Annotated in this window: 23 protein-coding genes; 2 read left to right on the plus strand and 21 right to left on the minus strand. The window is 71.0% G+C overall.

Going from position 1 to position 21,494, the window contains the following annotated elements:
* Positions 1 to 85 precede the first annotated feature (85 nt).
* Positions 86 to 568: a hypothetical protein gene (locus IE247_RS07515; RefSeq protein WP_190122156.1), complete on the minus strand. Its 483-nt coding sequence runs from the start codon at positions 566 to 568 to the stop codon at positions 86 to 88.
* Between the two features lie 283 nt (positions 569 to 851).
* On the opposite strand from IE247_RS07515, the gene IE247_RS07520 reads away from it, so the two are divergent.
* A complete protein-coding gene (locus tag IE247_RS07520) occupies positions 852 to 2,159 on the plus strand; it encodes an NsdA family TPR-like regulatory protein (RefSeq protein WP_190122157.1) in 1,308 nt (435 codons plus the stop codon).
* A complete protein-coding gene (locus tag IE247_RS07525) occupies positions 2,159 to 2,728 on the plus strand; it encodes a GNAT family N-acetyltransferase (protein ID WP_190122158.1) in 570 nt (189 codons plus the stop codon). Before IE247_RS07520 ends, IE247_RS07525 begins: the two co-directional genes overlap by 1 nt.
* Positions 2,729 to 3,282: 554 nt before the next feature.
* On the opposite strand, the gene IE247_RS07530 is transcribed toward IE247_RS07525, so the two are convergent.
* From IE247_RS07530 to IE247_RS07620, 20 genes are all read right to left on the minus strand, one after another.
* Positions 3,283 to 3,555, minus strand: coding sequence for a hypothetical protein (locus IE247_RS07530; RefSeq protein WP_190122159.1), 273 nt, complete (start codon positions 3,553 to 3,555; stop codon positions 3,283 to 3,285).
* A complete protein-coding gene (locus tag IE247_RS07535; protein ID WP_190122160.1) occupies positions 3,555 to 3,842 on the minus strand; it encodes a hypothetical protein in 288 nt (95 codons plus the stop codon). Before IE247_RS07535 ends, IE247_RS07530 begins: the two co-directional genes overlap by 1 nt.
* Before the next feature lie 14 nt (positions 3,843 to 3,856).
* Positions 3,857 to 4,834 carry a hypothetical protein gene (locus IE247_RS07540; RefSeq protein ID WP_190122161.1) on the minus strand — a complete coding sequence of 326 codons (978 nt, stop codon included), beginning with the start codon at positions 4,832 to 4,834 and terminating at the stop codon, positions 3,857 to 3,859.
* A gap of 242 nt (positions 4,835 to 5,076) precedes the next feature.
* Positions 5,077 to 5,796 carry a glycine-rich domain-containing protein gene (locus tag IE247_RS07545; protein ID WP_190122162.1) on the minus strand — a complete coding sequence of 240 codons (720 nt, stop codon included), beginning with the start codon at positions 5,794 to 5,796 and terminating at the stop codon, positions 5,077 to 5,079.
* 72 nt (positions 5,797 to 5,868) lie between these two features.
* Positions 5,869 to 6,138, minus strand: a complete 270-nt coding sequence (locus IE247_RS07550) for a hypothetical protein (RefSeq protein ID WP_190122163.1) — start codon at positions 6,136 to 6,138, stop codon at positions 5,869 to 5,871.
* A 185-nt stretch (positions 6,139 to 6,323) separates the two neighbouring features.
* Entirely contained in the window at positions 6,324 to 7,364 is a 1,041-nt protein-coding gene (locus IE247_RS07555; RefSeq protein WP_229868827.1) for a hypothetical protein, read from the minus strand.
* A 61-nt stretch (positions 7,365 to 7,425) separates the two neighbouring features.
* Positions 7,426 to 8,856 (minus strand): hypothetical protein, encoded by a 1,431-nt coding sequence (locus IE247_RS07560; protein ID WP_190122165.1) that lies wholly within the window; start codon positions 8,854 to 8,856, stop codon positions 7,426 to 7,428.
* 99 nt (positions 8,857 to 8,955) lie between these two features.
* Positions 8,956 to 13,209, minus strand: coding sequence for a phage tail protein (locus IE247_RS07565; RefSeq protein WP_190122166.1), 4,254 nt, complete (start codon positions 13,207 to 13,209; stop codon positions 8,956 to 8,958).
* 57 nt (positions 13,210 to 13,266) lie between these two features.
* Positions 13,267 to 13,482 (minus strand): hypothetical protein, encoded by a 216-nt coding sequence (locus tag IE247_RS07570; protein WP_190122167.1) that lies wholly within the window; start codon positions 13,480 to 13,482, stop codon positions 13,267 to 13,269.
* 26 nt (positions 13,483 to 13,508) lie between these two features.
* Positions 13,509 to 14,033 carry a hypothetical protein gene (locus IE247_RS07575; RefSeq protein WP_190122168.1) on the minus strand — a complete coding sequence of 175 codons (525 nt, stop codon included), beginning with the start codon at positions 14,031 to 14,033 and terminating at the stop codon, positions 13,509 to 13,511.
* Positions 14,034 to 14,256: 223 nt separating this feature from the next.
* On the minus strand, positions 14,257 to 14,391 hold the full coding sequence (locus tag IE247_RS34730) for a hypothetical protein (RefSeq protein ID WP_268247186.1): 135 nt from the start codon (positions 14,389 to 14,391) through the stop codon (positions 14,257 to 14,259).
* Between the two features lie 37 nt (positions 14,392 to 14,428).
* Positions 14,429 to 14,881: a hypothetical protein gene (locus IE247_RS07580; protein ID WP_190122169.1), complete on the minus strand. Its 453-nt coding sequence runs from the start codon at positions 14,879 to 14,881 to the stop codon at positions 14,429 to 14,431.
* A gap of 107 nt (positions 14,882 to 14,988) precedes the next feature.
* Positions 14,989 to 15,366 carry a hypothetical protein gene (locus tag IE247_RS07585; RefSeq protein WP_190122170.1) on the minus strand — a complete coding sequence of 126 codons (378 nt, stop codon included), beginning with the start codon at positions 15,364 to 15,366 and terminating at the stop codon, positions 14,989 to 14,991.
* A 202-nt stretch (positions 15,367 to 15,568) separates the two neighbouring features.
* A complete protein-coding gene (locus IE247_RS07590; RefSeq protein WP_190122171.1) occupies positions 15,569 to 16,162 on the minus strand; it encodes a hypothetical protein in 594 nt (197 codons plus the stop codon).
* Entirely contained in the window at positions 16,153 to 16,956 is an 804-nt protein-coding gene (locus tag IE247_RS07595; protein WP_190122172.1) for a hypothetical protein, read from the minus strand. The genes IE247_RS07590 and IE247_RS07595 overlap by 10 nt, the downstream gene beginning before the upstream one ends.
* Before the next feature lie 2 nt (positions 16,957 to 16,958).
* On the minus strand, positions 16,959 to 17,657 hold the full coding sequence (locus IE247_RS07600) for a hypothetical protein (protein WP_190122173.1): 699 nt from the start codon (positions 17,655 to 17,657) through the stop codon (positions 16,959 to 16,961).
* 8 nt (positions 17,658 to 17,665) lie between these two features.
* Positions 17,666 to 18,367 (minus strand): hypothetical protein, encoded by a 702-nt coding sequence (locus IE247_RS07605; protein ID WP_229868830.1) that lies wholly within the window; start codon positions 18,365 to 18,367, stop codon positions 17,666 to 17,668.
* A gap of 69 nt (positions 18,368 to 18,436) precedes the next feature.
* Positions 18,437 to 20,437, minus strand: a complete 2,001-nt coding sequence (locus IE247_RS07610; protein ID WP_190122174.1) for a glycosyltransferase — start codon at positions 20,435 to 20,437, stop codon at positions 18,437 to 18,439.
* On the minus strand, positions 20,425 to 20,946 hold the full coding sequence (locus tag IE247_RS07615) for a class I SAM-dependent methyltransferase (protein WP_190122175.1): 522 nt from the start codon (positions 20,944 to 20,946) through the stop codon (positions 20,425 to 20,427). Before IE247_RS07615 ends, IE247_RS07610 begins: the two co-directional genes overlap by 13 nt.
* Positions 20,946 to 21,482, minus strand: coding sequence for a hypothetical protein (locus tag IE247_RS07620; protein WP_190122176.1), 537 nt, complete (start codon positions 21,480 to 21,482; stop codon positions 20,946 to 20,948). The genes IE247_RS07615 and IE247_RS07620 overlap by 1 nt, the downstream gene beginning before the upstream one ends.
* Between the last annotated feature and the right edge of the window lie 12 nt (positions 21,483 to 21,494).

Genomic DNA, 21,494 nt, shown 5'->3' on the forward strand with positions numbered 1-21,494 from the left:
GGTGCTCCTGATCGGCATGCGGGCACCCCTGCCCGCGCCCTCGGGCTCAGTCGGCCTCGCCTTGCTCCTGAGGCTGTGGCCGGGCTCAGGCATCACCATCACCGGCCGTGCGGATGGCGTCGCGGCCCAGTCTGATGAGGGCCGCCAGCCGGTCGGGCGAGCACAGCCGATCAGGGCCGTCCAACGGCACCACCCACCACGGATCCCTCTCCTGAGGTTCAATCACCCCCGGTGCCGGGACCAGGAGCAGCCCGCGGTGCGAATGCGCCACCGTCCCGGGCATCCCCCAATCCTGTCCGGCGGACACAGGGACCAGCGCCGTGTACGAGCCCTGCCGGGCGAAGTCGTCGTAGCTGTAGAACATCGGCCCGCCCAGAACCTCGGCGAGCGGCGGCGCGCACGCGGCCGGATCATCCAGACCCAGCGCCGCATGGATGAGGCCGGCCGGGATGATGACCGCGCCGAACAGGGCACCCGGCCGCAGCCAGGCAGACCCATGCTCCTCCCAGTCCTTGCTGGCCTTCGGGATCGACCGTGCCGCCGAGAGAAGCCAGCGCCCGGCGGCCATGTGCCACTCACGCCGGGCCTCCAGAGAGGCAGTCGGTAGTACGGGGGCGAGGGCAGCAGAGCCCTCTTCGTCGTCTCGTGCGTGTGCGTCCGGCATTGCACTCCCAGGCGGCTCGTCGCGATGGAAACCGTGCGTTGACCCCTTCACATATGAGCCAACTCCCGCTAAACCGGCCTCGCCGGACCTTCAGGCGGACTTTCAGGCGGACTTTTCACCGAAGCGGCCTTTTCGACCCTCCGGAGTCGCTACCGTCAGGTGGATTCAGATCACCGGAGGTGACGGGATGCCAGAGCTGACGCCCTTCGAGCAGGCCTGCCTCCTGCAAGGCTGGGACAGACCGGCGGACTTCTTGCGCGCCTTCCAGGCCACAGCCGATGTTCTGGGCGAGGCAGTCACGCTGACCGACCGCCAGGCCCGGCGATGGCGTCAACCCGACCCTCCCGCACCCCGGGCGCGCGCCTGGAGGGTTCTGCACGCCATGTTCGGGATCTGCCCGAGCCGCCTAGGGTTCCCTGGGCCTCCGCCAGGTGCCACCGTGGGGAACGTACCGCTCCCCACACAGAGAGGCAGCACCTCCGTGGACCGACGAGCCTTCCTGACCGATACCGTTGGCGCAGCAGCCGGCCTTGGTCTCCCTGCCCACGAGCGACCGCTCAGCCTGCTCGGAGACACAGGCGCTGTCGGGACCACCCACCTCATCGAACTGCGCTCCGGACTCCAAGCCCTCTTCCAGCTCGACGACGCATACGGGGGCGGCGACGTCCGCTCGCTGGCCGTCCGGCACCTGCGTCGAGTCCGCCGCGTCATCAACTCCGGGCACTACCCCGACACGATCGGACGTCAGCTCCAGCTCCTCTCGGGGGAGATCGCCGAGCACTGCGGATGGCTGTACTACGACGCGGAGGACCAGCCCAGCGCCCGCCGGTACTGGGGAGAGGCCCTGACCACGGCGACCATGATCCAGGACACCAATCTGGAGATCCTGGTCTTCTCCTCCATGGCCTTGCAGGCATGCCATGAAGGGCGCGTCCGTGACGGCCTGGATCTGGCCCGCGCGGCCCAGGAGCGCGCGGCCCGGCTCGGATCCCCCCTGCTCCAGTCCGTCATCGCCGTCCGGGAAGCGCGGGCGCTGTCGCTGCTCGCCGACGGCAAGGGGGCCAGTCGGCGACTGGCCGACGCCATGCGGTTCGTCGAGAAGGACGGCCGTGGCCGCCCTTCTCCCGAGTGGACCTCCTTCCACGGGCCGGCCGAGCTGGAGTACGCGCAGGGCCTCCTCAATACGGAGATGGGCCACCACGGGGCCGCGACGCACTTCCTCCGGGCAGCTCTCGCCCATCAGGAGGCCAACTACGGCCGAAACAGGGCCTTGTACAAGTTCACCTTCGCCCGCGCTCTGATCGACGCCGGCGAGGTCGACGAAGGAGCCGCTCACGCCGTGGCGAATCTGGAGAACCTGGAAGAGGTCGAGTCCGGGCGCGTCATGCGGCGACTGCACGAGGTAGCCGGGGCGCTCCATGCAGTCGACAGCCCCGCCGCGCAGGAAGCGGCCGAGCATCTGACCGAGTACGCAGACATGAAAGGAGCGGCGTAATGCCCGACCGGATGACGTACGAGCGATTCCACGACCAGGAGGCCTGGCCCCAGCTCGACGCGTTCCTTCCCGCGTACGAGGAGATCTACGCCGAGCCTCCGTACAACGAAGGCCCGAGCGACGTCGCCGGGTTCGTCGGCAGCTACACCGTCCACGCGGCGCAGCAGGGTATCCGTCTGGTCCTCGCTCGCGACGGCGACGACGTCGTGGGCTTCGCCTACGGCTATCCCCTGCCGTCCATCACCGGGTGGTGGAGGAATGTCGACAGGCCGCTGTCGGACGACTTCATGCGCGAGGACGGCATCCGTACATGGGCCATCCTGGAGCTGGCCGTCCGTGCGCCGTGGCGCAGACGAGGCATCGCGCGCGCTCTCCATACGTACCTTCTGAATGGCCTGGACGCAGAGCGGGTGACGCTCACGGTCCGGCCCGAGCCGGAGGCATCCCCGGCGCAGTCCGCATACGCCGCGTGGGGCTACCGGAGTGTCGGGGTGGCGCGCCCGTGGGAGGACGCGCCGCTCTACACCGCGATGGTCCTCGACCTGGCCGGTCGGCGCGCCGACGCCTGACCCGCACGCGAAGACGCCCCGCTCGGAATCCGGGCGGGGCGTCTTCGTCGGGCCACGTAGCGATGAGCAGCGTCAGCGTTGACTGTTGACGCGATTGACAATACGCGCCGAGCGGGCGCTCGCCAGACCGACACGCGAAGGAGGGCGTCCCGCCCCCGGAGCCTTGGGGAGCGGGACGCCCTCGTCTTAGTCCGCCCCGAGGGACGGCGATGGCGGGCAGTCAGATTCCGGCTGGTCCGGACACAGCCGCCGAAGCCGGCTGTTCATCTGGTCGACCGCATCGCGGAGGCTTCCCCCCTCGTTGGGGTGCAGCTCATGCTCCACTCTGCTCAGCCGGTCCTCGATCCCTCCGACTCGCTCCATCACTCCGGGCCGGGCCGGAACACCAGGGCGCTCAGGCTCCCCGCACCAGTCGTCCATGAACCGGTCGACCATCTGTCCGGTCCGAGTCATGGCACGGCCCCCCCGCCACAACATGCCACCGAGGCCGGCCAGGATGGTGGCCGCTCCACCCCAGACCAGAACGGCATCCAGCCACGGAATGCCCGTCGAGGTCACCGCCACTCCGGCCAGTGCCAGGTCCCGCCCAGACCGGCACCGCACCCGGCCTCGTCGAGCACGCAACCGCCGTCCGACAGCGGGTGGTAGAACTTGCCGGTCGGGTTCTCGATCGCGAGACCGACGCGGCCGGGGTCGTTCGAGTCGACCTCGGTGACCATCGCCCCCCGACAGGCCGAACGAAACGCCTGGCTGCCGTCGCTACGGAGCGGGGTGCCGTGGGAGACGTAGTGCACGATGCGGCCCACGCTGGGTGTCTGACTGGTCATCACGCATCCGCCAGGGTGTGTCCGGACAGCCGGCTCGCGGTCGCTGCCGGGATCCCGGCAGCGAGCAGCGCATCGTAGTCCTCGCTGCGCTGCCGCGCCTCACCGAGCCGCCGCACGGCCACCAGCTCGGCGTTCGCCGCCTCGATCTTCGCGAGAGCCTTGTCGAACACGCTCTTCGTGATCGCGACCGCTCCCGGCCGGGCGGCCACCTCCGTGGCTGCCCGCGTGGTGATCTGGCTCGACACGGACCCGTCCTCGTGCCGGTAGTAGAGAGTCGATTCACCCACCGGTACCTCCCTCCTCACAGGTTGAAGATGAACGCCCTGGTCGCGGTCTGGATCCTGGTGTAGGCCGCGCCGCCCGATCCCCGCCCCATCCGCACCTCAATGGGCGAAGCCAGCACACCGCCGGCGGGAACCGTTCGCAGGAAAACCTTGCAAACCTGCACGTGGACAGCATCCTGGGTGCTGGAGCCGGTGTTCTCCATGTAGATGATGTCGTCGGTGAACATCGACGCGGCTGCCCCGGCGCCTGCTGGCAGGGTGAAGTCGACGTCGAGTTCGCACTCGAAGACCACGAAGGCGTCGCGGCAGGGGTCGGGGTTCGTGATGTCGAAGGGGCGCGTCTCGATCAGCACGTCGGTGCCGGCCGGGACCGCGAGCGACGGGTAGGACTGCTCGATGACGCTCTGGTCGAACGTCGCCTGGCCGCGCGGTTCCCCGCGCAGGACCCCGGCGCTGTCGCAGTAAGTCTGCCCGGCATGGTCGTCCAGGTCGCAGGGGTAGGCCCAGGTGCCGACCTGCGCCCGGACCGGCGTAGCGACCGCTCCGTTTCCGGTGAGCCCACAGCCTGTGGTGACGGTGGCCGCCCCTGTCGGGACGAACAGCCCGCCGTCGCCGCCGATCGCGAGGTTGTTCCCGGCGTCGGTCGACGGGCGCGCGGAGATCACCCCGGTCGCCGGGTTGTAGTCGATGCCGTCGCCCTCGGAGAGGCACTGCCGCACTGTCGGGCAGTGCGTTGCCGCGTACAGCCCCCCGTCGCCGCCGAACTGGATGGTGTTGCCCGCGTCGGTGGACGGCCGGGCCGCGACGACGCCGGTCCCGGAGTTGTACGTCGCTCCCTGCCCGGCGGAGATGCAGGGCCGGACCACTGCGCAGTCGAGAGCGGTAGCGGAGATGACGAAGGGATTCGCTGGGGTGCCGGAGCCGCTGACGGTCACTCCCGAGCCGGCGTCGATGGAGCAGTTACAGGCCCCGCCTCCGCAGCCGCAGCGCGCCAAGATTCCTCCCGTGTCAGGGGGTTCCTCGGCCCGGCCCAGAACCAGCGGCGTCGGGCCGAGTCTACGCGCCACCCCGCACACCGGTCCGGACACCGGTCCGGACACCAGTCCGGACAGTGCCCGGGGACATGTCCGGACACGACGGAGGGATGTCCGGACACTCAGGCGGTCATCCCGCTGACCTGCGCGGACAGCTGTCCGGACACGATGCCGGACAGGTGTCCGGGAGGGGGTGTCGGGGCTCAGCCGTACAACTCCACGATCACCAGCCCAATCCCGCCGGTTCCCCCCGAGAAGCTACCGCCGTACGAGAGCGCGCCTCCGGCACCGCCGCCGACGCCGCGCGGCGCGGTACCCGCTCCCTCCGTGGCGCGGGGGAATCCGCCTGTCCCGAGGTGGGAGTCCCCGCCTTTCCCGGACAGGCCGTTGGTGGCGTTCAGCCGGATCGCTCCGTCGCTCGCGCCGCCGCCGAGGTTCAGGTCGCCGATGCCGGCCAGCGGCCCGCTGATGCCGGACGTGGCGTCGAGGACCGTGCCGGACGTCTGCGAGGCGGTCCCGCCGGAGCCGCCCGGCGCGGTGGCGAAGCCGCCGAAGGAGGAGTTGCCGCCAGCGCCGCCGGCGTCGTTCGGGTCTCCGGGATCGCCGCCCGCCCCCACGACGATCGTCTCCATCGCCCCGAGGGACGCGGCCTCGACCAGGGACTCCGAGTAGCCGCCGCCGGTGCCGCCGGGCCGGACGATGCACTCCCCCGCAGCGGCGTTCGCCCCGGCCGAGCCCCCGCCGGCACCCTGCACCCGGACCATCACCCGGGCCAGCCACGGGTAGTCCGCCTTCTGGAACTGGAAGGTCCCCGGGTTGTCGAAGATCAGGGTCTCCCGCAGGCCCTGGCGGCCGGGGATCAGGCAGAGCTGACCATCATCGTCGACCGTGAAGTAGTCCGTGCACACGCACACGCTGGCCATCAGGGCTCATCCCTCCAGAAGCACCCGCGCCCGGCCCACAACCAGCAGCGGACACAGGGTAACGGCACGGCCTCAGCCGGAGACCGGACGGGCCGTTACATGGACCCGCACCCCGGGCCCTGCCGGTTCCGCCACACCGGAGCCGGGCTGCGGCCGTACCCACCAGACCCGGAGCACCGCGTGAGTGGCCGCGACCTCCTCCAGCACAGCAACGACGGGCTGCTCGCCACCCGGATCCGGATCAACCGCCACGGCGGAGAGGACCGGCAGCCCGGTGAACGGGAGCATGAAGGTCCAGCGCGCCCGCCCGTCGACGTCGGTCTCCAGGACCGAGGCGTCCACTCTCTCCGCCGACCGGGCCGGACCTACGGGCCCCTGCGGGCCTGGCGGTCCTGCCGGTCCGCGCGGCCCCGTCCGCCCCTTCCCCCCGCGGTTCGTCGTGGACCGGGCCCGCCGGTCCAGGTCCCGCAGGATCCCGCCCAGCGGATTCCCCTGGAACCGGTACGCGGGGCCTCCTCGCGTCGCCATCAGGACCCCTCCGCCCCGGTCACCGCGACCTGGACCTGAATGCGCTCCGCGCCCGGGTCGTCGTCGGTACCGCCGTCCTCCTCGACCCGCACGCCCGTGATCTTCAACCGCTGGGTGACCGTCCGGCACGTCAGCGCGCTGGTGATGTCCAGACACCAGCCCGGCACCAACGTGGCCACGTCCACGGCGGCCTGGGGGCTAATGGTGACCTCCTGGGAGTCCACGAACACCGGCACCGGGAGACTCGCCCTCAGCTTCGCGCGGGCGGCCTGCTCGGCCGACGCGTCGTCCGTGATCGCCGTCTGTTCGAGGTACTGCTCCAGCAGCCCGTAGTAGGCGTGGCTGCCGCCGGCCGTCCCGAGGACGTCGCCCTCGTCGTCGCCCGCGACGATCCACCGGGTGGCGAGGGACGCACCGTCCTCCGCGACGACCAGGCCCTCGGGGAAGTCCGCATCCGACAGACGGCCGACGCTGGCCTGGTGGTCCTCGGGGAGCAGCAGGATGTTCGCGCCCACGACGGTGTAGTCGATGCCGGTCTCCGCCAGGTCGCGCAGATGGTCACCGCTCTGGCCGACCTCCTTGATGTAACTCCGGGAGCCATGGACCCGGGCCAGGCCGACGACCGTGACCGTGTGGCCCGGGTCGTCCGGGGCGAAGGCGTCGGTGATGAGCCACTCGGCGATCCTCGTCAGATCCACGTCGGTGAACGTCATCGAGTCGTGCGGGACTCGCCGGTCGAGCCACACGCTGATGTCCGACGCGAACACCTCGACCCGGCCGAGGCCCCATTCGACTCTGACGATCGGCCCCGTCCACACCAGCATCCCCTCGCGGTAGATCGCCAGGGTGTGCCGCCAGGCGCGCACCCGGCCGAGCTGCTCGCAGCAGTCGCCCTCCGGCTGCACCAGGATCCGCGCGGTGCTGGTGTCGTCGAGCAGCCGGGACCACTCGACCTCGACCAGGATGTCCGCCTGGGACACCGTGCCGCCATCGCGGTCGATGATCCTGGCGGTATGGCTGCCGCATCCAGCTACGGTCACGGAGGGAACTCCCCGCATGGGTAGGAGGCCCGGCCCACAACCAGCGGCGCACCCAGGGTAGCTAGAAGCCCCGGCCGCTGACGCTCATGCGGACGACGGCGTCCGCTGCCGGCGGGTTCTCCACGTCGGACTCCAGGCAGAGGATGTAGCTGGAGCAGGCCATCACAGGGAAGGTCAGCGGGCCTCCGTCCCGCCCGTAGACATCGCTGCTGGTCTCACACACCCCGGCGCACTCCACAGTCGCCCGGCCGGTCTGCCCGTCGATCGTCACCGCCCCGTCCGCCGGCACATGCGCGACGTGGTAGACCGCGAGGGGGCTACAACGGTCCGCGTCGGCGATCTCCTCGCAGGTCATCGTCCCGTGGGCCGGTGTCCGCTCGAACAGCCTGATGGTCAGATTCCGCAGCTCGTGCGAGCCCGCCCGGACCGTGATGACCGGAGTGTCCACCGACCAAGCCGGGCACTCCGACAGATCCAGCTCGCAGCACTGCCGCTCGACGGCCAGCGGGAGGCAGTAGCAGGTCTTCAGCTCCGCGACCGACGGCGGCGTGGGCGCCTGGCACAGCGGGTCCGAGCAGGCCGCAGTGGGGTCCTCGCAGACCGCGTGGCGGCAGGGCGCATCACACGGCACGGACTCGTCGCGCACCGGCCACGCCAGCGCGCACGCACCCGTACCGGCAGGCACCGACAGCGATCCCGAAGGGCAGGTCTCGACCAGGTCCAGGCAGTCCGTCGGCCCGCCCGGCCCTTCCGGGAAACACCAGGTCACACACGTGTCGCTGTCGTCGGCGGGCGGCGCGAGTTCGAAGATCGGCACCTGGTCCGTCCACAGCCAGGGCACCCCGGCGACGAGCGTGAACTCCACCGTGATCACGTCCGCCCCCGCGCTGCACTCCCCGGCCGAGCAGCCGCTCCCCGCCCGCCCGATGACCCTCGGCCCGTCGACCAGGGCGACCCGCCGCAGCGTGCGCCGGTGCCCGTCGTTGAAGCACTCCTGATCCAGCTCCTCGTCCGGGCAGCACGTGAAGACCGTCATGCAGTCGCCCTCGCAGGCGTTGCCCGCGCAGCCCTGCAACGCCTCCGACAGCCAGTGGCGGCCGTACTCCACCCCGCAGCAGGTGCGTCCCAGGAGTACGGCGGTCACGACGATCGTGAGGGGTCCGGCGCGCGCCGGTCCCAGGACACCCCCGCCGGCGATCGAATTCGTCACCGCCCGCCTCACGGGGTGATCGTCCAGGCCATCCATCGACAGCACGAGCAGTCCGGCGAAGTCCTCGCTGGCAGGGACGGCCGAGTCGTACCAGGGCGCTTCATCTGTCGCCGGGTCCACGTAGGGCAGATCACCCAGCATCTCGGCGGTGAGCGTCGGGCACACGCACGGGAAGAAGCTGTCCAGCGACGTCCCGACCGACTCCGACTCGGCATAGGCAGCCAGCCGGACGTGGTTGGCGATCTCGACACCGCCCAGGGAGAAATAGTCAAGGAGCGCCACGGGCTACCCATCTGCTCGGATGGTGACAGCCCGGCCCACAACCAGCGGCGCGCCCGACAGTGTACGGGCGGCCCGGCCCGCCCCTCCTGGAGGAGAGGGCTACAGGCCCCCGCCTCCCGCGAGGGCGAGGCGGGTGACGACCCGGTGGGCCGTGGCTCGCGCGGACCCGACCTCGGTGATGCTGATGTTGATCACCTGCCCGGCGGCGGCTGCCCGCCCGCCGCCGCCCTCCTGCGTCCGCTGCCGGGAGCGCTGCTCCCGGGTGAGCGGGACGACGTCCCCGGCCGGCACACTCAGCGGCAGAGGCCCCATGCGCGAGAACTCGCCGCCGACCGTGGAGACGACGCCCCGGGCAGCCGTCCGGGCAGCGTCCTGGAGCGCGCTGATGCTGGTGATCAGCCCGGCACGGAGCCCGGCACCCGTCAGCTCGCCGATGGCACGGAAGACGCCGGAGGGGGACTTGATGTCCAGGGCTGCCCTGATGGCGCGCTGCATCCCCGTGGCGATGTCGAGCATCAGCTTCTCGATCGCCTTGCGCTCCGCCTTGATGCCGGCGAGGAAGCCCTTGCCCGCCGACTTGCCCGCGTCGTACAGCGCGTCAGCGCCGGTCCGGCCCAGCTTCCCCGACGCCGACACCAGGTCGCTCTGGAGGCTGTTGATCCTCTTCAGCGTGGCCTTGTCCGTCTCGGACAGGGCCTGGGCGAGCTGGGCCCCTTGCTCCGGCCCGAGGCCGATGAGCTGTTGCAGCAGGTTCTTGTGCAGGCCGCGCTTGGCCAGGGCATCGATCTGCCGGGTGAAGTTCGTCACCTGGTTCAGCCCCGCCTTGAGGCCGCGGATGATCGTGTCGCTGTTCACCTCGGTCTGGCCCTGGGTGATGTTCTGCAAGGAGAACGTCGACAGGGCGGCGGCCGTCGTATCGGCCGCCAGCTTCTGGGCGTCTGCGATGCGCTTGGCGAGCGCCTCGCGCTGCTTGGCCAGGGACTGGAGCTTGGTGTTGGCTGCGCGGAGACCGGCGACGAGGCGGTCGTCGACGGTGGACGACCGGCCCTTGAATGCGGCCGTGATCGCCTTCACCATCCGCTCGATGGTGTCCTTGATCTGCGCGGCCGTGCCGGTGAGGCCCTTGATGAAGCCGAGTCCGGTGTCCTTGCCGATCTCTGCGAAGACCTTCGAAGGGGAGGAGATCCCCAGCGCGGACTTCGCTCCGGCGACCGCAGAACCTACGACGTCTTTGGCCACCGACACGAGCCGGTCCGCCGCCGCCTTGATCCCGCTGATCATGCCAAGGATCAGGTCCGTACCGGCACTTACCAGGGCAGACTTAGCACCGGACAGTGCTGAGCGGGCCTTTCCGGGCAGCTCTCGAAGGAAGGTGACAGCCCGTCCGATGAAGTTACTGATGGCCGAGAGCGCCGAGGTCGTCGTCGACCGAACCACGCCGACCACGGTCGACGTGAGACTGCTGATCGCGCTCCGGGCACGCCCCGGCAGGGCGGCGAAGAACGCCACCGCCCTCGTGATGAAACTGCTGATGGCTGAATTCGCCGTGGTGAACGCCGACGTCAACGCCGACAACAGCCGCACCCCGAGCGCTGTAGCGAACGCGCCAATACGTTCTGGCAGGGCTGCGAAGAACGCCACCGCGCCCGTGATGAAGCTGCCGATGGCTGACTTTGCCGTGGTGAACGCCGACGTCAAGACGTTGAACAGCGCCACGCCGAGGCCGGCCAGCGCGTCGGCGATTTTCGTCGGCAGCTCGAAGAAGAGGAAGATCAGCGCTCTGATCGCCGAGCCGACGACGAACCCTAGCCCGAACATGGCGTCGAGGAAGAGCTGATACAGCAGGCCCGGCAGCGCCACCAGGGCGGCACCGATCCGGCCCGGCAACGCGGTGAAGAACCCGACGACCGCCTCGAACCCGATCGACAGGGCGGCACCGATCTGACCGGGGAGCGCGGTGAAGAACCCGACGACCACCTGGAACCCGGTCGACAGGGCGGCACCGACCGTGGCGAACAGCGACGAGAAGAACGAGGAGATCGCCGCGCCCATGGACGAAAGAGCGCTGCTGATCTTGCCCGGCAGCTCGACCAGGAACGTGATCGTCGCGGTGATCCCGTTCACCAGGCCGACAAGGACGGCCACGATCCCCTCAACGATCGGGACGATGATGTTCAGAGTGCTCCACGTCGCGAACGCGGCCACGACCTGGAGGACAGGTGCGGCGAGGGAGAGAAAGCCGCTGAGCAGCGGGGCGAGGGCTGTGGCGAGCCCGGCGACGGCCGGAACGATTGGCATGAGCGCCTGGAAGAGCGCGAGGACCGCGTTCACCACCACCGGGAGAACCGGGAGGAGCGCCGCGGTCAGCTGCTGGATCAGCGGCGCGAACGCGGACACGATCTGCGCCAGAGCGCCGGACAGCGTCGTGAAGACCGGCGCGAGGCCGGTCAGGAGCTGGGCCAGGGCCTGGCCGATGCCCGTAGCCAGCGGGGCGATCGCGCTGACCAGCTGCACGAACGCAGCCGCGATCACCGGCAAGACCGGCATCAGCGCGCCGACGAGGGCAGTGATCACCGGAGCCAGCGCGGCTGACAGCGTTGTCAGGACAGGGGCGAGGGCGGTCGCCAGCGAAGCGACGAGCTGCCCGACGAGCGGCAGCAGCGGCGCCAGCGCGGTGATGACGCTGCCGATCGCCGTGCCGAGCGGAGCGAGCGCCGGGCCGATGACCGCGAAGGCCCCGGCGAGGCCCTGGGCGACGGCCTGCAAGCTGGGGGCGATCGCGGCGAGCGCCGGCCCGAGCGCATTGATCAGCCCGGTGATGGCCGGGCCAAGCGCGGCGAAAACGGGTGCCAACGCGGGGGCGATGGCCCCGATCTGCGTGACCAGCGCCGAAAAGATCGGACCCAACTGGGCGGCGACCGTCGCCAGCGTGGAGAAGATCGCCCCGATGGCCTCCTGCCCCTGGGCGGAGTTGACGAACTCGGCGAAGCTTCGGGTGATCTGCTGGAGGTTCGCCAGGAACCCGCCGCCGGAAGCGGTCGCGGCACTGAAAATGCCGGAGATGATCTGGCCGACATTGCCGAGGACGTCGCCGATCTGCGCGAGCGTGGTCAGCGCATTATCGACCAGCTCGACCGCGCGCCCGGACTCCGCGAGGCGGGTCAGGAACTCGCCGATCCGGGTCGTGACGCCGGCGATGCCCGACCCCAGCTCAGCGCCGAACGCCTTGCTGACCGCAGCCGCGACGTCCAGGAGCCCCTTGACCAGGGGGCCGATTCCGACGACGAGGCCGCCGACAGCATCCCTGGTGCCATCGACGATCGACCCCAGCGATCCGAGCGACCGCTGCGTCGAGAGGACCTTCAGGCCCTCGGAGGCCACCGCCCCGAAGGACGCGGCGAGGTTCTGGAGGTTGGCCTTGAGGGGGAGAAGGTTCTTCGCGGCCGTGGTGATCTGGCCGGAGAACTGGCTGAAGAACGCGTCCTGGACAGCTTGCTGGACGGCCTTCAGCGCCGGGGCGAGGGCCCGGACCTCCCGCGCCGCCGCCTGCGCGGCGGGGGAGAGCTTCTCCAGGCTCTTCTGGAACTCCTCGGCGGTCCCGAACGCGGCGCTGAACGCGTCACTGACCCCGACGAGCGCAAGGTCCAGCGTCGCCGCAGCGACCTTGACCCCGATGAACAGGGCCGGGAGCGCCGCGATGATCCCGGCCGCCGGGGCAAGGGCCGCCAGGAGGCCAACGACTCCTTGTGCCGCACCGGCAGCCGCAATGCCGATCGCCCCGAACCGGAGCAGCCCGCCGAGCGCGCCCGCCACCCGGCCGGCGATGCCGCCAAGGCCGGACAGGGCCCGGGAGAGAGAACTGGTGTCCCCGTCGACGCCGACGGTGATGTCGGGCGGGGAGTGCGCGCGGATCCGCGCGTCCAGGCCGTCCAGGTCGGGGACCACCCGGATCCGGATCTCCTCGTCCTGTAGAGCGGCTTGGAGCCGCTCGACGAAGAGGCCGACATCCGGGAGGACCGGGATGTTGATCCCGTCCAGGTGGCGCAGGCCGCCGAGGAGCGCGGCGTCGAACCGACGGAGGTCGGGGGTGACCTGGACCTGGGCGGTGAGGGACCGCAGGCCGCGAGCGAGCGCGGCGTCGAACCGGCTGAGGTCGGGGGTGACCTGGACGGTGAGGGCGGCGGTGCGTAGCCCGCGTTGGATGTCGCGGCGGATCTGCGCGCCGATAGTGCGCGTGCTGCGCTCCAGGGCCCGCGCGATCCGCTGGCCAAGGTCGCGGGCCTCGGCAACCGCGTCCGTATCGTCCAGGACGATCCGGATGCGGCCGACGCCATATTCTTCCTCGTCGGCCACCGGGGCACCTCACGCGAACGTGGTGGTACCCGGCCCAGAACCAGCAGCGCCCTCAGGTTAACTGCTGCGCATGCCCGTGACCCGTGCGTCCTCGGCGGCAAGCTGCTGCATGAGCGCCTGCGCCTGCGCGGTGGTCATCGCGCCCGGACGCGACCGCCGGCCGCCAGGGGCCAGCCAGCCCTTCGGCGGGGCATACAGCTTGGCCCGGTTCCGGGCCCGCTCCTTGTCGTCCTCGGCGGACTGATCGATCTGCGCCTCCGCTGCGGCGAGCATCGTCCGCAGCGTCCATGACCGGACATCTACACCTTGGAGCGCGAGCGCGCCCTCCCAGGAGTCCCAGCCCTCAACGATGCTGGCACAGAGCCGCCAGACGACGTAGGAGGGCGGTCCGATCCCCCCGAGCCGTACAGCTCCACGGTCCACTGCATCAGATCCACGAGGATCCGGTCCGGGAGCCGCATCGAACAGTCCACGACCCGCGCCCCCTCGATCTCCCGGGCTGCGTCCTCGGCCTCCTCCGGATCCCCGTACGCCGCAACCACATCGCCGTCGGCATGGACCTCCCAACGGGCGAACACGCGGGCCGACTCCGGCAGCATCAGCGCGGCGAGGAAGACGCGCAGCTTCTGGGTGATCTTCCGCAGCACCTTCGGATCCTCGCCGCTCAGATCGTCCCCATCAGCGCCGACCTGCTGCCTCGTCTCCGCCAGGCGTCCGTAGGCGTCGAGGAACTCATCCCCCATCACCTCGGGCTTGAAGAGCAGCTCCACGTCGCCGACCTCGGCGACGTGGGGCTTGGTGTTGAGGGCAAACGATCTCTTCACGGGGCAACTCCATGTCTCATGCCTCCGCCCGGCCCACAACCAGCGACGTACGGGGAAGAGTAGAGCACCCGCACGGCGACCAAAACGGCTTTGAAGCTGACAGATCGGGGCACAGCCATCCCATGAGAGTCTTCCGCAGGCGCGAGCAGCGCCCTCGTCCCGCCACGTCCTCGGCTCCGGCCGGTCCCGCCAATCAGCCGGTGCGCCGCGACGACAGCACCGCCTACATCGATTCGGGATCGACCGGCTGGTCCTCCGCCAACCCATCGCCCTCCAGCGGCGGCAGTTCGTCGAGCTGCGACACCTCCAGCTCCAGCAGCAGTTCGGGAGGATCGGACTGCGGCGGCTGATCGGGCACCGGACCGCCTGCCGGCGTCTGTGATCCAGCCGGGGTATCAGTTCCTGGCGAAGGCGACGAGGTCGTCCGCGACGATCGGCCGCCGCTCCCCGCGGGTGATCTTGTCGCGGAGATCTTCCAGATATCCCGATCCCTCTCCGCCGAGGACGTAGCCATAGGCAAGGAGTGCCGCTTCACGGGTCGCGTACGAGCCCGGCAACCACCCATACCCGGAGGCCGCCAAGAGCCTGGCATCCGAACCCCTCTGATCCACCAGAGGGTAGATCCGTGCCAGACCGACCTGCTCACAGCCTTCGGGCACCGGCCTGGTGAGCAACTCCTCGACCCTGGCCGGGCCCCAGTCGCTGTGCGCGAGCCGCTCGATCCGGTCGGGAGTGAGCGGGCCTTCCAACTCGGCGGTTCTCACGGCAGCAGCAATATCGGCCGAGCCTCCGAGGCCGATACCCCGGACGATGATCTCTGCGTCGCTGAGGAGAGTGCCGTTCGTCATGAGGTCTCCTGGAAGGGGGCTCGCGGTGACCTCATGGTATCGACGCCGGCTGCCGCCGTCCGCGATCACTGCACCCGCCCCGGAGGGGCATATTCGGCGTCCTCGGCTCAGCGTCCCAGGCGGAGCGCCCGCAGGAGGAAGTTGTTCGCGCGGGTGCCCGGGTGGCGCACCAGCGCCGCGAACACGACACGGCCGCCTACCTCGAAACGCAGGGCGCGCTTGCGGCGCGGGCGAATCAGATGCGGCCGGGTGCCGTCGAGGACGAACCGGGTCGCATAGTGGGTGCTCGTGATGACCCCCTGAAGACCATCGGGTCCATCCTCGACGGTCGAGGTGATCAGGGAGCCCATGCTGCCGGGGGCCTCCTGCTCGGCGAACCGTGCTGTCCGCTCCGTGCGGGCGGCGAGCCGCCGCGCGGGGATACCGCTCCTCAGCCGTAGCGCCCGCGCGATGGCCCCCTGGTCGATCGTCACAGAAACGGGCACGAGTCCTCCCTCCTGGACAGGACGCACGGATGGCACACCGCTGGGTCGTGGGCGCGCCGGATCGCGGCCTGGACCTCGGCCGCGAGGTCCCGCTTCTGCGGGCCGAAGGGCACCCCCCGGTACGCCAGCGAAGGTGAGGCGAGCCACCCCCGGTGGTGGGCCAGTGTCCGCAGCCACCCCGGCCCCGCCCGCCCCCGGCCCATCACGAAGTCCCCTCGTCCGGCCGGCAGATGCATCCGCCGAGCGCGACCGTGGCCCGCTGCTCCAGCCCGACGCAACCGCCGTCCGGACCGACCGTGCGCGAGGCTCCCAGGGAGAACCGCCGGCCCCGGCGCAGGGACGGCGCGGTCCCGGGCAGACAGCACAGCAGCGCGTTCGTCACGGTGACCATGTCGACGTGCAGCCGCCGGGCCGCGAGCGCGAGATCGTCGCAGGACGGCGGGCATCCCCGCTCGTCGAAGCCGGGGGTGCAGCGCAGCAGGGTGACCGCGATCTCCACGGCGGTGAACGGGGGCGGCACACAGCCGCGGACCCCGAATACCGTTCGGGCCTCGGCGGGAAAGCCGTCGAGGGTGGCGGCATAGGCCCGGATCACGGACACCGACAACTGCCCCGCCCCGTCCCCGGCGCACGGATCCTCGCAGGAGTCCCAGGCGACCGTGCCGGGGACGACGCACGCCCTGCACGGGCATCCCGGCTGACCCTCCACGGTCTCGGCCGCCGACGCGAGGGCCGCGCACACGCACGCCAGAACATCCTCGGTGAGATCGTGGATCTCCAGCGCGCTCAGGGCCATGTCTGCACCCGGGGCGGCCGGTAGTCGGGGCTGTAGACCCGGCTCGGGCTCGTCAGCCCGTCCGGGTTGACGGTGGTCAGCCACAGATCCACCAGCGGGAGGCCGGTAAGTCCCTCTGCGAGGAGGGCGGTCGGGTCCGGGAGCTCCATGTCCACTCCCTGCCGGCTGATCCGCGTCAGGGAGCGGTTGATCTTGCAGCCGCATCCTCCCGGCGCGCAGCCGCGCAGAAGGTGACAGGTCAGCTCGCTGACGGCCGCAACAGCCGCCTCGGTCAACGGGAGACCCCACCGGTAGGTGACCGCGAACGTCCCCTCCTCGCCCGCCGGAGCCGCCATGTCCTGGCACTCCGGCCAGCACTCGCCGTCGGTGCGGACGAGCCGGCCGGGGGCGTCGACACGGTACGCCTCCGGGACCAGGACCACGCCGTCAACGGTGACCGACTGGACGTCGTACACCGGGCCCGGGAGGTAGACCTCGCACAGCTCTGTGCACGAGCAGTCCGTACGGCAGCCGCACACGGAGGCGTTGCGCCACAGTCCGTCCGTTCCGATGTACGGGACCCACGGGCCGACTGTGCCCCAGGACACCCGCCAGGACGGCACGGTGTCGAAGCAGGTCTTCCGGCAGGGCCGTACGGTGACCGGGCATGGCCCCCAGCGGCGTCCGGACAGCGCCCACAGCAACTGGGAGGCCACCATCGTCCACCGGTCGACGTCGGCTTGCTCCAGCCCGTCAGGGATGTCGCAGCACAAATTCACCGGCCACGGGTCGCAGGGCCCTACCTGGATCGCCACCGTTACCGCCCTCCGCGCTCATACCGGCAGCGCTGCGGGAACGCCTCTCGGATGTGCCGGCCCACCGCCCCGTTGGTGAAGCTGTCCGGCATCGTGGACAGGAACCGGTCCCCCGCACCGTATCCGCGCGGGGCGCGGTGGAGGATCTTCACGTCAGCGATCTCCTCGCCGCCGAGCCCGGCGAGGTTCCCGTACAGGGTGCGCTTGTGGAGCACCGGGAGGTGGCCGCCGAGGTCCAGGGCGTCGAGCATTCCGTCCCGGTCGACCGGGAGGGGGACGTGCAGCTCGTACGACAGCGGCTCCGGGTGACCGAGGTCGGTCAGCAGCTCCCGGGTCTGTCGCATCCCCTCCAGATACTCCCCCGGCCGGGCCGCGTAGGCCGCTTCAACCGTACGGACGGGGCCGCGGTGGAGCACCGGCATCCCGCCCGGCAGCGGGTGCATGACGAAGAAGTCGTCATTGCACAGCAGGAAGGTCTGGGACACCTCCGGGTGGAGGCAGGCCGCCCGCACCGCCGCCGTGGTGTTCCGGTACTTGCTGCCGTCCTGCACGGTCGGGATATGGCCTGCGTCGGTGAGCCACGGCGGCCGGTGGCCAACCACCCACACCCGCCGGTGCGGGAGGTTGGCCGCCCAGGACCGCAGCGCGTACCGCAGCTGCTCGGCCCTGGGCACCGCCCGCACCGGCACCACAATGTCCATGTCATCCACTAGGACGCCAGGCACACGCCACCCGTGACCGGCACGTAGTCACAGATCGGCTCAGGCGGCTCGATGCTCGTGCGGAAGGTGCGCCGGTGGCAGGACTGGCCGACCGGGGTGAGCAGCGGGCCGGCCGTCCCGCCCGCGTTGATCGGCATCACGTCGTATGGGCCGACGCCCCAGCCGCCGCCCGTACGGGTAGCGCCGGACAGGGTGAGCGAGACCGCCTCCGACCCGGGCGCGAGGTCTCCCAGGTAGCCGTTGGTGACCCATGGCAGAAGGAAGTAGATCCACTGCCCGCCTGTGCCGTCGGCCTCACACAGGTCTTCCCCGATGACCTCCGCCCAGAGCTCCAGGGCGAATCCCGTGTGGCACTGGATGGTGCAGTCGTCATAACCGATGGGCTGCCCGTCGAACCCGAACACGACCGGGTTGCCCGTGGTGATCTCGATGAACTCCGGCGAGACGGCGTGGAACGTCAACTCCAGGTCATAGCCTCGGAATGACGGGCAGCCACGCTTGAAGGCACACAGCCGACCGTTGGCCGCCTTGTACTCGACGTCCTCGCCGTCCTCGACGTTGACGTTCATGGCCAGCTCGGCGAAGCAGTCGAAAACGAATCCATTGTCGACGCCACAGATCGGGCGCCCGCAGGAGTCCAGCCGTGTGACCCGGATCGTGTCCGCGTTCGCGATGAACTGACACGTCATGCCGCACCTCCCTCAATCAGGAGGCCCGGCCCACAACCAGCAGCGCTACCAGAAGCATAGCCGCGGAGGTCAGCGCAAGCCGGGGCGCTGGCCCGACATCAGGCCGGTGACCACATCCACCCACAGGGCCATCTCCCGGCCGGTCTGGGCATCCAAGTACGCGCTGCGGTCCCGCGCCCGCGCCGACGCCTCCGCGCGCTGCGACCCGGAGTAGAGACGGCGGACAGCATAGGCCCAGGCCGAGACGTCCTCCCGGTCGACGAACGTCCCCGCGTCACCCAGGGACTCACGGAGCCCCGGCGTCGGGTGCGCGATGACCGGGAGCCCACTCGCCAGCGCTTCGACCGCGGCCATGCCGTACGACTCGTAGACGGACGGGACCAGGAGGACCCGGGTCCGGGCCCACACGGCTCCGCGCATGTCCGTCGTCTGCGGGATCACCCGCATGTTCCCGTGCCTCGGGTGCGGGAGCTGTCGGCCGTGCGCCCCGGTGACGCCGAGGAACGGCAGCCGGGGAAGGAGCCGCGCCGTGGCCCGCCAGGTCTCGACGCCCTTGTCCCGGTTGAGGTTCACCAGGGTGACGCTCTGCCCGGTCCAGGCGGCCCGATGCTCCCCCGGGATCACCGGCGGGTGGACCACCACCCCGGGGACGTCCCCGAGCCACGGGTACCGCTCGGCCAGCTCCGGGATGATCCAGTGCGTGTTGTAGACGCACAGGTCCGGCCGGGCGTCCAGGGCCGGCTGCTCGTGGTCGTTGTGGAGGATCAGCACCGACCGGGCGCTGATCTCCCGGGCGAGGGTGACGGCGCGGTACCCGTAGTGGTGGTGGGACACGATGACCCGCGGGCGCATGGCCCGGAGCTGCGCCTCGGCGGCGTCCGCCGGGAGGCTGACGTACGGGACGCCACCGACGTGCCAGGAGGGCGCCGCCTTCGGCATGTCGGAGCACACCAGGAGGACGCTGCGCCCCGCCTCGTGCAGGGACCGCATCATCGTGTGGAGCATCGTCTCCGAGCCGGCCTGACGGTACGGCACCCCGTAGTGGATCCAGGCGACGACGTCCGGTGCGCGCGGCACCGCGACGGCTGGCGGCGCCGCTGCGGGCGCGGCCGGGCGCACCGGGGCCGGCCGGGACGCCAGGGACCGGCATGCATTCTCGAAGGCGGCGAGGCTCATCGCGGGGTCAAGGCCGGCCGTCCGGTCCAGGGCCCGCCGGGAGGCGGCTGTGTACGCCTGCGGCTCGCTGACCTCCTCGACGGCCCGCACCCAGCCCGCGGCGTCGTCCCGGTCGACGTACACCGCGGCGTCGCCCAGGGCCTCCCAGATGCCCGGCAGCGGCGCAGCGATCACCGGGATGCCGGACACCATCGCCTCGACCCCGACTCGCCCGTACGACTCCACCGCGGACGGCATCAGCAGGAGCCGGGTCCGGGCGTAGACGTCCCGTGGGTCGGTCCGGTCGACGAGCTTCACGTTCGCGGGCAGGAGGAGCGGGTCACGGCCGGGCGTGCGGACCATGAGGAACCGCTCCCCGGGCAGGGCCTCGGCGACCGCGGCGAGGACGTCGGCACCCTTCGGGCCCGTCGACCCGTTCAACGTGATCAGGTCACCGGGGGTCGTCCGGTACCGGGCCGGGGCGACCGGCGGCGGCAGGACCAGCGACGGCCCGCCGTACGGGTAGTGGGCGCGGCACGCCTGCGACGGGAACCAGGCCATGGCCGGCCCGCCGAGGTCCAGGTCCCGCGCCATCCCGTGGACCATCAGCAGGTGCGGCACGCCCCCGGTGGCCGCGACCAGCCGCACGGCCCGGCGGTCGGCATGGTGCGAGACGACCAGCTGCGGTCTCACCGCCTGGAGGGCCCGCTGCCAGTGCGTCACCGGCCACACCTTCACCCCGTCCACCAGCCGCGGTGTCCCGGCCGCCAGCCGGGTGGTGACGACCTCGGCCTGGTGCCCGGCCGCGACCAGGCCGGCCACGTACTCGGCCGAGGTGATCGCGGCCCCGGTCGGCAGGTCCGGGCGGCCGTAGACCGGCAGGAAGAGCAGGACGCGCAGGCTCACCGGCTCCACCAGAAGCAGGCGAGGACGTCCCCGACCAGCTCCGCGCAGAGCGTCCCGGACCGGCCAAGCTCGGCCCGCATCTGCTCGGCGCTCCAGTGGGCGACGTGCTCCTCGAAGGGGTTGCCGTACACCGCGCCCTGGTCGAGGTGCAGGACGGGCACCGACACGATCAGGTGCGCAGCCTGCACCCGGACCTCGTCCAGGAGCCCGACCGCGTCGGCGCGCGGCATGTGCTCCAGGACGTCACCGGCGACGACCAGGTCCACCCGGAAGAACGGATCGACCATCTCCCGGGCGTCGGCCACCACCACATCGTCGTAGAGGGCGTGGAGCCCGAACCGTTCGACGTAGGGCTCCCACGCCTCGACGGCGGTCCACCGGCCCTTCCACTCGCTGCGGGCGCGCACCGCCTGAGCGTAGGTCCCGCAGCCCGCGCCGATGTCGATGACCGTGTGCGGCCGGATCTGCCCGTACCAGGCGAGGGCCGCGTCCTTCCCCTCGGTGTCGCTGTAGGGCATCAAACGCCCTGCCCGGCCTCGGTGGCCAGGCAGTGCACCGTCACCCCGGCCGCCGGGATAGGCACCTGGAGCAGGCTGATCCCGAGGACCGTCGCGGACGGGGACCGGCGGACGTTGAACGTCGCCGAGCCGACGGCCACGGCGGTGAGGCGGCACTCCGTGACGTCCGTGATCGCGGTCTCCACGGCCTGGGTGATCACCGGCACCGTGGGGAACGCTGGCGTGAACGTGAAGGTGACGTTCCCGCTCGCGTCCGTGACGCCCTTCCCGGCGAACACCCGGCGCGCCGTGCCGAGCGGGAGGACGATCCAGCGGGCGCCGTCGGACTGGACGCGCTTCGACTGGCCCCGGCCGACGCTGATCGAGGCGACGTTGGCCCCGCCCTCGGTGAAGCCGACGCCTCCGGACCACACGGCTGTGACGGTGCCGGTGTTCGTCAGGTCGTGCGTCCGGCCCGGGACGGTGGCCGGGGCCGGCAGGGACTCGGCCGCCGTGTCCGTCTCGATGATCAGTGCGTCGGTATCGTGCAGTGCCACGCCGTCCCACCC

It is taken from the genome of Streptomyces inusitatus, assembly GCF_014651115.1.
Lineage (GTDB): Bacteria > Actinomycetota > Actinomycetes > Streptomycetales > Streptomycetaceae > Streptomyces > Streptomyces amakusaensis.